General features: G+C 70.3%; 13 protein-coding genes. 4 read left to right on the top strand and 9 right to left on the bottom strand.

Annotated elements, in window-relative coordinates:
- Positions 1-38 precede the first annotated feature (38 nt).
- The 4 genes from EDF53_RS09535 to EDF53_RS09520 all read right to left on the bottom strand — a co-directional run bounded on the left by EDF53_RS09535 (position 39) and on the right by EDF53_RS09520 (position 5,695).
- Positions 39-1,277, bottom strand: a complete 1,239-nt coding sequence (locus EDF53_RS09535; protein WP_260215308.1) for a sugar ABC transporter substrate-binding protein — start codon at positions 1,275-1,277, stop codon at positions 39-41.
- 44 nt (positions 1,278-1,321) lie between these two features.
- Positions 1,322-2,659 carry an enolase C-terminal domain-like protein gene (locus EDF53_RS09530; protein WP_123293334.1) on the bottom strand — a complete coding sequence of 446 codons (1,338 nt, stop codon included), beginning with the start codon at positions 2,657-2,659 and terminating at the stop codon, positions 1,322-1,324.
- 335 nt (positions 2,660-2,994) lie between these two features.
- A complete protein-coding gene (locus tag EDF53_RS09525) occupies positions 2,995-3,579 on the bottom strand; it encodes a TetR/AcrR family transcriptional regulator (RefSeq protein ID WP_123293333.1) in 585 nt (194 codons plus the stop codon).
- Positions 3,580-3,640: 61 nt separating this feature from the next.
- Positions 3,641-5,695 (bottom strand): MDR family MFS transporter, encoded by a 2,055-nt coding sequence (locus EDF53_RS09520; RefSeq protein WP_123293332.1) that lies wholly within the window; start codon positions 5,693-5,695, stop codon positions 3,641-3,643.
- A 188-nt stretch (positions 5,696-5,883) separates the two neighbouring features.
- Here EDF53_RS09520 and EDF53_RS09515 point away from each other — a divergent pair, with 188 nt between their 5' ends.
- Both EDF53_RS09515 and EDF53_RS09510 read left to right on the top strand, forming a co-directional pair.
- Complete coding sequence (locus tag EDF53_RS09515; RefSeq protein WP_123293331.1) at positions 5,884-6,843, top strand: phosphotransferase; 960 nt, start codon at positions 5,884-5,886, stop codon at positions 6,841-6,843.
- A gap of 71 nt (positions 6,844-6,914) precedes the next feature.
- On the top strand, positions 6,915-7,304 hold the full coding sequence (locus tag EDF53_RS09510; RefSeq protein WP_123293330.1) for a hypothetical protein: 390 nt from the start codon (positions 6,915-6,917) through the stop codon (positions 7,302-7,304).
- A gap of 34 nt (positions 7,305-7,338) precedes the next feature.
- On the opposite strand, the gene EDF53_RS09505 is transcribed toward EDF53_RS09510, so the two are convergent.
- From EDF53_RS09505 to EDF53_RS19320, 3 genes are all read right to left on the bottom strand, one after another.
- Positions 7,339-8,796, bottom strand: coding sequence for a flotillin family protein (locus tag EDF53_RS09505; protein ID WP_123293329.1), 1,458 nt, complete (start codon positions 8,794-8,796; stop codon positions 7,339-7,341).
- Between the two features lie 143 nt (positions 8,797-8,939).
- Positions 8,940-9,767 (bottom strand): ammonia-dependent NAD(+) synthetase, encoded by an 828-nt coding sequence (gene nadE, locus EDF53_RS09500; RefSeq protein WP_123293421.1) that lies wholly within the window; start codon positions 9,765-9,767, stop codon positions 8,940-8,942.
- A 40-nt stretch (positions 9,768-9,807) separates the two neighbouring features.
- Positions 9,808-9,975 carry a hypothetical protein gene (locus tag EDF53_RS19320; RefSeq protein ID WP_159570252.1) on the bottom strand — a complete coding sequence of 56 codons (168 nt, stop codon included), beginning with the start codon at positions 9,973-9,975 and terminating at the stop codon, positions 9,808-9,810.
- A gap of 410 nt (positions 9,976-10,385) precedes the next feature.
- Here EDF53_RS19320 and EDF53_RS09495 point away from each other — a divergent pair, with 410 nt between their 5' ends.
- Both EDF53_RS09495 and EDF53_RS09490 read left to right on the top strand, forming a co-directional pair.
- Entirely contained in the window at positions 10,386-10,823 is a 438-nt protein-coding gene (locus EDF53_RS09495) for a MarR family winged helix-turn-helix transcriptional regulator (protein WP_123293328.1), read from the top strand.
- Between the two features lie 116 nt (positions 10,824-10,939).
- Positions 10,940-12,379, top strand: coding sequence for an MATE family efflux transporter (locus tag EDF53_RS09490; RefSeq protein WP_123293327.1), 1,440 nt, complete (start codon positions 10,940-10,942; stop codon positions 12,377-12,379).
- A 230-nt stretch (positions 12,380-12,609) separates the two neighbouring features.
- On the opposite strand, the gene EDF53_RS09485 is transcribed toward EDF53_RS09490, so the two are convergent.
- Positions 12,610-13,215, bottom strand: coding sequence for a copper resistance protein CopC (locus EDF53_RS09485; protein ID WP_123293326.1), 606 nt, complete (start codon positions 13,213-13,215; stop codon positions 12,610-12,612).
- A gap of 41 nt (positions 13,216-13,256) precedes the next feature.
- Entirely contained in the window at positions 13,257-13,424 is a 168-nt protein-coding gene (locus EDF53_RS19315; RefSeq protein WP_159570266.1) for a hypothetical protein, read from the bottom strand.
- Positions 13,425-13,632 lie beyond the last annotated feature (208 nt).

The raw sequence follows: 13,632 nt of genomic DNA, 5'->3' as shown, positions 1-13,632 counted from the left end.
CCGCAACGGGCCTCCCGTCCGATCACTGGTTCAGCTGGTCACTGCGTGCCGAGCTGGCCGGCGATGGAGGACATCGTCTCCTTGCCGGAGGTCTGCCCGTTCACCGCCTGCAGCGCGTACTGCGTGAACAGCTGGGAGAGCTGGTCGCTCTGCTTGTTCCCGAGGAGCGGCGAGGACTTCGCGAGTCCCGCCTTGAGCGCGGCCTCGGCGCCGTCGATGCCGGCGCTCGAGTACCACGCCGACTGGGCAGCGGTGCGGCCGGGGAAGGCTCGTCCCGCTTCGGCGAGCGACGTCAGGACCTTCTCACTGGTCATCGTCTGGACGGCCTTGAACGCCTGCTCCGGGTACTTGCACTGCTTCGAGACACCGAAGCCGGAGCCAGCGGCGAAGGTCGACGGACCGGACGTCCCCGCGGGGAGCGTCGTGACCCCGAGGTCGAACTTCACCTTGGCCTTCTGGCTGATGAGCGACCACGGACCGTCGGTGTACATCGCGACCTTGCCGGCGGCGAAGTCGTTGCCCGGCGTCGACGCGTCCGACGACGCCTGCGTCGCGTAGCCCTTCTCCACCAGTGTCGAGAGCCAGTCGAGGCCGTCCGCGAACTTCGCGTTCGACGCGTCGAGCTCGCCGTCGGACGTGATCACCCGGCCACCGTTGTAGCCGTAGACCATCGACTCGAGGTTGAGGTCGCCCACCGTCGAACCGAACATGGTGACGCCCTTCGCCTTGAGCGCGGCGCCCGCCGCCTCGAAGTCGTCGACGGTCCACCCCGGCTTCGGCTCGGCCACGCCCGCCTTCGTGAAGACGTCCTTGTTGTAGAACATCATGATGGGCCCGGTGTCGTAGGGCAGGCCGTAGAGCTTCCCGTCGACCTTCATGCCGTCGAGCGCGGTGCTGTCGAACGCGGACAGGTCGGTGCCGTCCTGCTTCGCGAGGTCGTCGAGCGGCAGCAGCGACGACGTGTAGTTCGCGGTGCGGAGCGACTGCATGCTCACGACGCACTGGGCGCCGCCCGCGCTCAACTGCGTGCTGAGCTTCGTGAAGTAGTTCTCGAACGGCGCGCCCTGGATCGTCAGGGTGATGTCGTCCTCGGTCTTCACGGTGTCGGCGACCTTCTGCCAGGCGGCCTTGTCCTCCTTCCCGGCGATCCACATGGACCAGGTCAGGGCGTCCTTCGACTGGCTTCCACCGGCACTGCTGCCGGAGGAACAGCCGGTGAGCACGAGGGCCGCGGCAGCTGCTGCCGCGAGCCCGGTGATGATGCGTCGTCGTTGCATCGGAGTCTCCACTTCGTCGTGGTGATGGGGTGTGTGGGGTGGGATCAGGCGACGCGGACCGCGTCGGGGACCGTCTCGGTGTCGACCACGGCCCAGGCCGGGCCGTCCGGGAACGCGTAGGCGTCGAGGGAGTCGGCGAGCATCTCGGTGCCGGCTCCCGGAGCGGTCGGCGGCCAGTAGCGGCCGTCGTGGACGTCCACCGGGGTCACGAAGTGCTCGTGCAGGTGGTCGACGAACTCGATGCAGCGGGTGTCGAGGTCGCCGGTCAGCGCGACGGCGTCGAACATCGACAGGTGCTGCACCGCCTCGCACAGGCCGACCCCGCCGGCGTGCGGGCACACCCGGACGCCGTGCTTCGCGGCGAGCAGCAGGATCGCGAGGTTCTCGTTGACCCCCGCGACCCGGGTGGCGTCGATCTGCAGCACCGACATCGACCCGGCCTGGATGAGCTGCTTCGCGATCACCCGGTTGGCCATGTGCTCGCCGGTCGCGACCGGGATCGGGGCGATGCGCCGGGCGATCTCGGCGTGCCCGAGGACGTCGTCGGGGCTCGTGGGTTCCTCGACCCAGGCGAGGTCGAACGGGCTCAGCCGTTCGATCCAGGTGACGGCCTCGTCGACGTCCCACCGCTGGTTGGCGTCGACCGCGATGCGGATGTCGGGGCCGACCGTGGCGCGGGCGATGCCCATCCGGCGGACGTCCTCGTCGAGGTCGCCGCCGACCTTGAGCTTGATCTGCTCGAAGCCCTCGTCGACGGCCTCGCGGCAGAGCCGGGCGAGCTTCTCGTCGTCGTAGCCGAGCCAGCCCGGGGTGGTCGTGTACGCCTGGTAGCCCTGCGCTTCGAGCCGGGCCCGACGGGTCGCGCGGTGCGGTTCGGCGGCCCGGAACAGCTCGAGCGCCTCGTCCGGGGTGATCGCGTCGGTGAGGTACCGGAAGTCCACCAGGTCGACGAGTTCCTCGGGGCTCAGGTCCGCCAGCAGCGCCCACAGCGGCTGTCCCGCGCGCTTCGCTCGGAGGTCCCAGAGCGCGTTCACCACGGCGCCGATCGCCATGTGCATGACGCCCTTCTCCGGGCCGAGCCAGCGCAGCTGCGAGTCGTGGACCATCGCGCGCCAGGTGCCGCCCATGTCGGCGAGGACCGCTTCGGCGTCGGCACCGACGACGTGCCCGCGCAGGGCGGCGATCGCGGCTTCCTGCACCTCGTTGCCGCGGCCGATCGTGAAGACGAAGCCGGTGCCGACGTGTCCGTCCAGGGCGTCGGTCGTGATCTCGACGTACGCGGCGGAGTAGTCGGGCGCGGGGTTCATGGCGTCGGATCCGTCGTGCTCCCGAGAGGTCGGGAAGCGGATGTCGCGCACGTGCAGACCGGTGATGCGGCTCATTCGTGTCTCCTGCCGTCCGGTCTCCGTCGACCGAACGAGGCAATCAAAACATCGGATGTCTCGTGCGTCAAGAGAACTCTTCGTCACGTTCTGGTCTCGAACGGGGCCGAGTCGTCGGATGGCTGCGCGTCGCGTCGGCGTGGATTGCGGCGGCGTGGCCGATCCGCGAAAGCGACAGATCCCCGCCAACTGTTCGCGGAGATCTGTCGCTCTCGCGGCACTGTCGACAGTGGAGCGCGCGCATCTGTCGCTTCTGCGGGGCTTGCGACCGGACCACGGACGGGAGGCGCGGTGCGGGTCGGACCCGCGCCGCGCCTCCCGTCCGTGGTCGCGTCTCAGGCGGAGGCGAGCCGGCCCATCTCGGCCACCACGCCGCGGAGGCGGTCCGCCAGCTCGTCGCGCGAGCCGTCGGCGAAGCGGTGTGCCGACTCGATGAGCGCCGCCATGACGAGCGTCACCGCGGTCCGTGCGGAGTCCACGTCGGTGCGCTCGGCAGCGACCGTGAACACGGCGAGCCGGGCACGCGCCATCCACTGCAGCATCGCGGGCACCATCTCCGGTCGCGCCTGCACGAGTTCCTTCATGCGACGGCGGTCCGCCGGCAGTGTCACCGTGCGGGCGACGAGGTCGCAGAGGTCCGACACGAGCGGGCCCTCCGCGGTCAGGAACGCCTGCCGTGCCGCCTCGGGCACCGAGCTCTCGGGGAGCCCGAGTGCAGCGTCGCCCTTCGACGGGAAGTAGTTGAAGAAGGTGCGGGGCGAGACGCCAGCGTCGGCGCAGATCTCCTCGACCGTCACGCCGGCCAGGCCCCGGTCGGAGACCAGGGCCAGCGCGGCCTGGTGGATCGCGTGCCGGGTCTGCTGCTTCTTGCGTTCCCGCAGGCCGCTGTCGCCTGCCGGGTGCGATTCGATCGTGCTCACTGCTGCTCCTGGTGCGGGTCGGCGCCTCCCGTCTGGTGACGAGAGGCCCCGGTGGCCGGTCCTACGCGCGGTCCCGCTGCACGGGGATCGAACCGGTGACGGGTGCCGTGGGCGACCCCATCGTGTCGGCGGCCTTGACGGCCTGCACCTCGAGGTCGTCGGCGGTGCCGGCCTGGTCGGCCTGCTCCTGCAGGGCCGAGCTCTTGCGGAGCGGCGGCGCCTTGAAGAACCAGCTGAGGATGAACGCCAGCAGGATCACGGCGAAGCCGACCCAGTAGACGGTCACGGCCGACGCGTTGAAGCCGGTCATAAACGGCTTGGTCAGCGCCGGGGTCGCACCGTTGAGGTAGGACGTGTCGCTCGTCTCGCTGCTCGAGCTGCTGCCGTCGCCGGCTCCCTTGTCGATCTGCTTCGACAGTTCGGGGGCGAGCTCACCGACCCAGTACGAGCGCTGCGAGGCGTCGGACCAGTCGACCACGAGCTTGCCGTCCTGCACGCTGGCGTGCGCCTTGTCGGCTGCGGCGGTGAGGGCCTGCTGCTGCACGGCCTCCGGAGCGCCGGTCGTCGCAGCGGTGACCTGCGCGGTGGCCTGGTCGAGGCCGGACTGCACCTGCGACTTCACCGGGGTGACGATCGGGTTCCAGATCTGCTCCATGACGCCCGCGTTCGCCTTCGCCGTGGCGACGGTCGGGTTCAGAGCGGCGTCGAGCGCACCGGACAGGTTCTTCTGGTCCGCGGTGGCGTGCAGGATGTTCGCCGGCATGATCGAGAACAGGATGCTGAGCAGCACCGCCGTACCGAGCGTTCCACCGATCTGGCGGAAGAACGTGGCGGACGACGTCGCCACACCCATGTCCCGCGGCTGCACGGAGTTCTGCGAGGCGAGGGTGATGCTCTGCATGAGCTGCCCGAGGCCGAGGCCGATCAGGAACATGCCGATCATCAGGAACCAGAGCGGCTTGTCGATCGTCATGAACGTCAGGACGACGTAGCCGACCGAGACCAGGGCCGTGCCGATCACCGGGAAGATCCGGTAGCGACCGGTGCGGGCGACGATCTGCCCCGAGGCGATCGAGGCGATCATCAGACCACCGATCATCGGCAGGGTCGCGAAGCCGGACTCCGTCGGGGTGAGCCCCGTGACGATCTGCAGGTACAGCGGGATGGTCAGCATGGCGCCGAACATCGCGAAGCCGACCAGGAACCCGAGGATCGTGGCCATCGAGAAGGTGCCCGAGCGGAAGAGCTTGAGCGGGATGATCGCGTCGTCCTTCATCAGGGTCTCGATCACCAGGAAGGCGACGAGCCCGAGCGCACCGATCACGTAGCAGGCGATGGCGCCGGCCGAACCCCACCCCCAGGTGCGGCCCTGTTCGGCCACGAGCAGGAGCGGGACGAGCGTCGCGATCACCGAGGTGGCACCCCACCAGTCGATGCGCGGCTTCGCCTTGGCGTCACCGAACTTCGGCAGGTGCAGGAAGGCGATGACCATCAGGAGCGCCGCGACGCCGATCGGCACGTTGATCAGGAAGACCCAGCGCCAGCCGGTGACGCCGAGGATCGTGCTCGCGCCGGCGAACAGGCCACCGATGAGCGGGCCGATGACGGACGAGATGCCGAAGACCGCGAGGAAGTAGCCCTGGTACTTGGCGCGCTCACGCGGGGCGAGGATGTCACCCATGATCGCGAGCGGCAGCGACATCAGCGCACCGGCACCGATGCCCTGGAAGGCACGGAACGCGGCGAGCATGATCATCGAGGTCGACATCGTCGAGAGCAGCGAGCCGAGGATGAAGACCGCGATGCCGAAGATGTAGAGCGGGCGGCGCCCGAAGACGTCGGAGAGCTTGCCGTAGATCGGCGTCGTGATGGTCGACGCGATCAGGTACGCGGTCGTGACCCACGCCTGCTGGTCGAGGCCGTGCAGGTCGTCGCCGATGGTGCGGATCGCGGTGCCGACGATCGTCTGGTCGAGCGACGACAGGAACATGCCGGCCATGAGGCCGTAGATGACGAGCAGGATCTGACGGTGCGACATGATCGGCTTGCCCGGCGTGCTGGCCGGGGAGTCGTGTCGTCCGCGCGACACCTCGACGGGTGCGGTGGCAGTAGACATGGGGGTCCTTCAGGGGTGCGTGGTGGTCGTCGTGCGGGCAAGGGACGCCGGAGCGTGTGTGGCGGGCCGTCGAACGGCGGGTCAACCTTGCAGACGCTGCAACTTTACATCATCAGCACGTTTGCTGCCAACGCAAACTTGCTGTCCGTGCACGTTCGTGAACGGCTTCTCAGGTAGCGTCGTCGGCCATGGGGCGAACTGCGTGGACGGACGTGCCGGCGATCCTGCGCGACCGGGTGGAACAGATCCTCGGCGGAGCGGTGACGTCCACTGAGTCCCAGACGGCCGGGTGGTCGCCGGGCAGTGCCGACCGCGTGGTCACGGCGACGGGGCGACGGGCGTTCGTCAAGACGGTCTCGCGATCGCGGAACGCCGATGCCTTCGCCCTGCACCGCCGGGAAGCCCGCGTGGTGGCGCAGCTGCCGTCGACGGTGCAGGCACCACCCCTGCTGGACGCCTTCGACGCCACCGTGGACGGCGACGAGTGGGTCGTCCTGGTCCTCGACGACATCGAGGGCAAGCACCCCGGGGCAGCACTCGACGGCAGCGACACCGCGGCGGTGCTCGATGCGCTGGACACCCTGCCGCCGGCAGCCGGCGACCTCGGCACGCTCCCCCGGATCGCCGACGACCTGCGCCACGAGTTCGGCGCCTGGGACCGGATGCTCGGCGACCCGACCCTGGCCGACCGGGTGGCCGAGGTCGTGCCGGCACACGTCCTCACCGCCGGACCCGCGATCGCCCGCACCGCCGACCGAGCAGCGGCACTCGTCGACGGCGAGCACCTCGTGCACGCCGACTGCCGTGCCGACAACCTGCTCGTCGACGGTTCCGGGGTCGTCTGGGTCGTGGACTGGCCGTGGGCGAGCACCGGCGCGCACTGGCTCGACCCGCTGACCTACCTGATCGACACACTCGTCCGCGGCGAGGACAGCGACGTCGAGCACCACCTCGCCACCCACCCGGTGTTCGCCGCCGTGCCTACCGCCACGGTCGACGCCGTGCTCGCCGGTCTCGCCGGTCTGTTCTTCGAGCACGCGCTGCCGCCGGCACCGCCGAACATGCCGACCATCCGCGACTTCCAACGGCGCGAGGGCCTGGCCGCTGCGGAGTGGTTGCTCCGCCGGTGGGACACGACACCGCACTGACGACGGACGACAGGCGTCGGGTACCCCGTCTGTCCAGCAAGCGCGGCGCCACGGAGCGTACGGTCCCCCGCATGACTGATGAGCACCGCACTCCGCGTCCCGAAGACGACGCCGCGCGCCTCGGTCTCGTCGTCGTCGGAGAGGCAGCAGCGCTGCACTCCGGTGACGAGGCGGCACTGGACGCGAGCGAACAGAACATCCGCGACACCATCGACGAGATGATCGACGAGCCCCTGACCCCACGCCAGGAGCAGGTGATCGAACGTCTGGCATCCGCCGGCGGGACCCTCACCGCCGGACTCAGCGGTGCGCTCGCGGCGCAGACCGGACGGAGCGTCGACGACATCCTCGAGGGCGCGGCCCGCAGCGTCGTGTGGCAGCAGCGGCTCGCCGACCAGCGCGAGGACGCCGGCGGCCAGCAGCGCGAGCGCCGCGACGAGAACGGGCGCGACGAGGACTGATCCTCGCCACGCCCGCCCCGGGGACCGCTGAGGACTACTCGGTCGGCTCCACGACACCGGTGGACTGCTCGCGGACGACGGCCCGTGCGGCGGCCTGCCCCGTCGTCGAGCTCTTGACGATGTCGCTCAGGGTGAACCCGGCGGTCGTCCCGAGCAGGGCGTCGACCTCGCTGAACTGGCTCACGATGCTCTTCGACAGGGCGCCGGCACCGTCGGAGGACACCACGGTCAGCTTGTCGATGTTGCCCATCGGCGCCGCGAGCTCGCGGGCGATGCTCGGCAGGGTCTCGATGGCCTTGACGCGCAGGACGGCCTCGGAGTGCTGTGCGAGTGCGTCGGCCTGGGCCTTCGTGGCGTCCGCCTCGGCCTGACCCTTGGCGCGGATCGCGTCGGCCGCTGCCTCACCTTCGGCACGGGAGGCGTCGGCGGCGAGCTTGCGCGCCTCGGACTCGGCCTTCGCCTCGGCGGCGATCGCTTCGGCGGAGATCCGACGGGCCTCGGCCTGGGCGCGGGCCGTCTCGACCTGGGCGCCGGCGGCCGCCTCGGCCTCGACGCGGGTCTTGCGCGCCTGCGCCTCGGCGACGGCGGAGACCTCGGACTCGAGCTCGGCACGGCGCAGCTCGGCACGCTTCTGCGCGGTGATCTGCTCCTGCTCGACGACGCCCTGCGCCGCACGGGCCTGGGCGAGCGGACCGGCGGCTGCGGCCTCGGCCGATGCCCGGTCGGCGTCGAGCTGCAGTGCGGCACGTCGGATCGCCAAGGTGTTCTCGGCTTCGGCGATGGCCTGGTCGGCGGTGGCACGGGCTTCTCGCGCTTCGCGGTCGGCCTGCGCCTCGGCGTTCTCCGCCTCGAGCCGGACGCGGGCGCGCTCGGCACGACCGAGGTCGCTGATGTACTCGTTGCGGTCCGAGATGCCCTTGATCTCGAAGGAGTCGACGTCGAGCCCCTGGCTGTGCAGGGCCTCCTTCGCCACGTCGAGCACCGCGACGGTGAGCTGGTCGCGGTTGCGGATGATCGTGGACACGTCGGTCGCGCCGATCGACGCACGGAGCGATCCCGACAGGACCTCGCGCGCGAAGTCGTCGATCTTCTTCTCCTGCCCGAGGAACCGCTGCGCGGCCGCCCGGATCGAGGCGTCGGTCTCGCCGACCTTGACGAGCGCGACCGCTTCGACGTCGATCGTCACGCCGCGGGAGTCCTGCGCGTTGACGTTGATGTCGATCGCCCGGGAACTGAGCGAGAGCTTCGCGACCTTCTCGAAGAACGGTCGGACGAGGACGCCGGCGCCGAGCACGACCTTGATGCCGGACTCGACGGTCTCGGTGCCGTCGTCGTTCTTGACCTTGCGCGAGCGCTTGCCGGTGATGATGAGCGCTTCGTCGGCGCCGGCGTTGCGGTACACGACCTTCGCGTAGATCAGCGCGATCACGGCGAGGACGATGATCCCCACGATGATCAGCGGGATGGCTCCGAGCGCGAACAGGACTTCCATGACTCCCCCTCCGGACCAGGCGCCAGCCTGGATTCCGCATCTGTTGTTCCGTCGGCTCCCATCCTAGGAGACCGCGCGGACGGACAGGAGGCGCGGTGCAGGATCACCTGCAGCGCGCCTCCGGTCGATGGTCGCGTCAGCGCCTACGCGCCCGCACGCCACCAGTCGTCGAACGGCGTCGCCGGCACCTGGCGCTTGTGCTCGGTCGCGCGGTACCGCGACTCGATCGCCTCGGCGACCTCGAGCGGCACGTCGTGCCCCTGCAGGTAGGCGTCGATCTCGGCGTAGGACAACCCGAGGTTCGCTTCGTCGGTCTGGCCGGGCGTCTCGTCGAGCAGGTCCGCGGTGGGGGCCTTCTCGTACAGGCGGGCGGGCGCACCGAGGTGCTCGAGCAGCTGCCGCCCCTGGCTCTTCGACAGGCCGGTGAGCGGCGTCAGGTCGACGCCGCCGTCGCCGTACTTCGTGAAGAAGCCGGTGACCGCCTCGGCCGCGTGGTCGGTCCCGACGACGAGCAGCCCGCGCTGGCCGGCGACGGCGTACTGGGCGACCATGCGCATCCGGGCCTTGACGTTGCCCTTCACGAAGTCGCTCAGCTCGACGCCCGAGGCAGCGGTGTCGAGCATGACGCCGTCGACGCCGTGCTCGATGTTGACGGTGATGCCCGGGTCGGCTGCGATGAACTGCAGGGCGAGCTGGGCGTCGTCCTCGTCGGCCTGCACGCGGTACGGCATGCGGACGGTCGTGAACTCGGCGGGGTGGCCCTCGGCGCGGAGGGACTCGACCGCGAGCTGGGTCAGACGCCCGGCGAGCGTGGAGTCCTGGCCGCCGCTGATCGCGAGCAGGAACCCCTTCGCGCCGGTCGTGAGCAGGTAGTCACGGAGGAACCCGACACGGCGGGCGATCTCCTGCTCCGGCTCGATGGTCGGCTGGACGTTGAGGTCCGCGGCGATGGCGGCTTGGAGTTCACGCACCACCCCAGTATCCCGCTGCACCCGCCGGTGTGCACAGCGTTCAGCGGACGGGTTCTGCGTGCACCGGCCGGATCGTGTTGTCGTGGTCGACGCCGATCGCGCAGGTGCAGACGACGCCGAGCGTCTCGGCGCTCTGCGTCAGCCGGAACCGCTCGACGTGCGGCGGGCCGACTCGACGGTCGAGCGGGTGGGTGTCGTGATCGTGCACGGTGGTCCTCACTGACTCGTGGTGGTGCGGATGTCCGGTGCGGTGGTGGTCCGAACCGCCACCGCACCGGAGGGCCCGAGGCGACCCGAACGCCGCGGCCCCGTGGAGACGCACGCCGGTACCCGCCGGCGCGCGTCGGAGTTCATGGACGCCGGCGGCGTCGCGCTCGGAGCGCAGTGCGAGTCATGGGTCCCTTTCCCGGGCGGAGGTCCGCCGCTGCTGATCCGTCCCCCGGCGGTTCGACGGGAGACCCGAACGGTCCGGCACCGGACCGAGGACGACGGCTGGTGAGGCCGTCTTCCTGTGCAAGCTACCAGCGCCACACCCCGAGGCCATACCCCCGTTCCGGGGCCGAACCACGGGTCGGACCCTCGTTGACAGTTAGAGATCAAACAGTTAGAGTTCTGATCATGCAGGCACCGGATCTCACCACCCCGCTCGAACTCATGCGGTGGATCGGATGGGCACAGCGCAAGGCGGCTGACGAGTGGGTCCGTGATCGGGACCTCACCCGCGAGCAGAGCTTCGTGCTCGGGTACCTGCAGCAGAACCCCGGAGCGATCCAACGCGACATCGCCGAGATCACCCGGACCAGCGCGGCCAGCGTCTCGAGCCTCCTGCAGGGCCTCGAGCGGCGCGGCCTCGTCGAACGACGACCCGACGCCACGAACGGTCGGACGAAGACGGTGCACGCCACCCCGGCGGGCATCGACCTCATCGCCGGCTTCACCGACGCGATGGTCGCCCTCGACGACACCCTGCTCGCACCACTCGACTCGGACGAACGCGCCACCCTGCGGCACCTGCTGCAGAAGGTGACCGCGGAGCTCGCACCGCCGACGCGGTAGCACCGCCCCGGCACCGACGTCACCGGCGCGCTCGACGCGCCACGGGCCTCACGGCCCCACCCCCGCACGCGACGGCATCCCGTCGCGCCCTCAGCCCTGCCCACGAGGAGGCAGTCATGACCACCACCACCCCCGAGAACACCGCCGCGGCCACCAACCGCTGGTACCTCTCCGCCGCCCCGATCGCCCGGGCCCTCGTGCACCTGTGTGTGCCGATGGCCGCTGCGATGGTCGTCAGCGCCCTGTACAACGTCATCAACGCCGGCTTCATCGGCTCGCAGCACGACACGTCGCTGCTCGCCGCGATCACCTTCGGCACCCCGCTGCTCGGCATCGTCATGGCCGTCGGCGGCGTGTTCGGCGTCGGCGGCAGTGCCCTGATGTCCCGCCTGCTCGGCGCCTCGGAGCACGACCCCGCCAAGGCGCAGGACATCAAGCACGTCGCCTCGTTCGCGCTGTGGGGAGCCGTCGTCACCGGTGCGGTCCTCGCCGTCGTCGGGCTCGTGTTCCTCCGCCCCCTGGTCGCCGTCCTCGGTGCCGACGCAGCAGCTGTCCCCGCCACGAGCGAGTACGTCGCCGTGATGCTCGCGTTCGTCCCGGTGCTCGCCTCGTCGTTCGCCCTCGAGCAGATCGTCCGCTCCGAGGGTGCTGCACGCCAGGCGATGATCGGCCTGGTCCTGTCGACCATCGGGAACCTGGTGTTCGACGTGCTCTTCATCCTCGTGCTGCACTGGGGGGTCGGCGGTGCAGCGCTGGCGGTCGGACTCGCGAACGTCGTGTCGATCGCCTACTGGGTGACCTGGCTGCAGCGGAACAGCGAGAACGTCAGCTTCGCGCCGAAGTGGTTCACGCTCCGTGCCGACATCCTGAAGCCCGTCTTCGGCATCGGCGTCGGCGAACTGCTGCAGTCCGCCTTCCTGATCGTCACGACGCTCGTGCTCAACAACCTCGCCGCCGCCTACGGCGACGACCCGCTCGCCGCCATGGGCGTCGCGGTCCGCATCGCGCAGGTGCCGGAGTTCCTGGTGATGGGCGTGACGATCGGCGTACTGCCCCTGCTCGCCTACGCGTTCGGCAAGGGCGACGCCGCACGTCTCCGGGCCGCCCTGCGCGGAGCCGCCTTCACGGTCGGCGCGATCGTCCTCGTGTTCTCCGGCGCGGTCTTCACCTTCCGCGAGCAGGTGTTCACGATCTTCTCCGGCGACCACTCGGTCCTCGCGATCGGCCTGACGATCCTGACGGCGCAGCTCGTCGCCGCCATCGTGAACGGGTTCACGGGGTTGCTCACCTCGCTGTTCCAGGCGACCGGCATGGTGCTGCCCGCGATGGTGCTGTCGCTGGCGCAGGGCGTGCTGTTCATCCCGATCGTCATCGTCGGCAACCTGTGGTTCGGACTCGCCGGGATCATCTGGGCGCTGACCGTCACCGAGGTCATCGTGTTCGCCGCCGCGGTGGTGCTGTGGCTGGCGTCGCGCGGGAAGATCGCGCGCGGCCTGGCCGCCGGCAGCGAGGAGCGGGCGGACGCCGCGCTCGAGGAGGCGCCCGCCGCCGCGTAGCGCGGCGCGCGGCGCGCGGCGCGCTCGCATGGTGAGCAGAAGAGGTCGGGTCCCGTTCCAGGACCCGACCTCTTCTGCTCACGAAGCGGGGGTGAACGTGGCCAGCGTCGGACGGGAGGCCCGTGGCGGCCGGATGGCGGGCCTCCCGTCCGGCGCGTGGCCGGGTTGCAGGCGCGGCGCATGGTGAGCAGGAATGGTCGCGTGTCGCTCGGTCACCCGACCATTCCTGCTCACGAAGTGCGTCGGGTGCGGCGCAGGAGGAGCACGACGACGGCACCGGCGGCGAGCACCGTGCCGGCGCCGAGCGCGACCCAGACTCCCGGGGCGATGCCCGGCGCCGAGTCGGGCGCACCGTCGGATGCCCCGGTGGCCGTCGCGGTCGACGTCGGAGTGGGCGTGACGGGGCCCGACGTGGGCTCCGTCGTCGCCGGCGTCGTCGCGGACGGCGTCGTGATGGCGGCCCGGTACTCGAACCCGTACGAGCCGTCGATCGGGTGCCCGTCCGGCGACACGTACCGCCAGAGCACCGTGTACGCGCCGTTCTCGAGGTCGACGGCCTTGCCCATCGTCATCCCGGAGACGGTCACCTCGCCCGTCGACACGTCGGTGCCGTCGGCGTCGGTAACCTGGATCCGCAGTCCGGCGTCGAGACCGGCGAGCGGTGCCTCGCTGAACGTCAGGTCGACCCGGTCGAGCGGTTCGGTGATGACCGCGCCGTCAGCGGGCGTGCTGCTGGTGAGGGCCGAGTGCGCCGAGGCCGGCTGGACCCCGACGAGCGCCAGGAGCCCTCCGACGACGATCGCGAGGGAAGCTGCCGTCGTTCGTCCTGTCCGCATGCACAGACTCTACAAGCCGTAGAGCAGCGGACCGGGACGGATCAGATCTGCTCGCCGAGGAAGTCGGCGTAGGACGGCTCGCGCCGTGCGTCACCCGTGCTGGTGGAAGCGTGACCGGTTCCTTCGAGGCGCTCGGCCACGAGGGCTTCGAGGTCCTCCGGCGACCGGAGGCCGTGGCGGTGCCAATCGTGCTGCATCCTGGCGGTCATGACGACCAGCCCTTCGTCGAGATGATGCGCATCTCGGATTCGTCCGGATCGACCCGCTGTGCCAGACCCCACATCTGTGAGGAGCATCGTGACGACGGGTCCCTGATGACCGATCCAGTTCCTCCAAGGTAGGGGTTGCGTCCGACGCCGTCGAGCGCGGTGCGCTTCTCGGCCGATCGCACGCCGCCGCCCGGATCGCCGTAGCGTC

Origin of the sequence: Curtobacterium sp. PhB78 (assembly GCF_003751685.1) — a bacterium.
Lineage (GTDB): Bacteria > Actinomycetota > Actinomycetes > Actinomycetales > Microbacteriaceae > Curtobacterium.
This window is presented reverse-complemented; position numbering and strand designations above follow the sequence as displayed.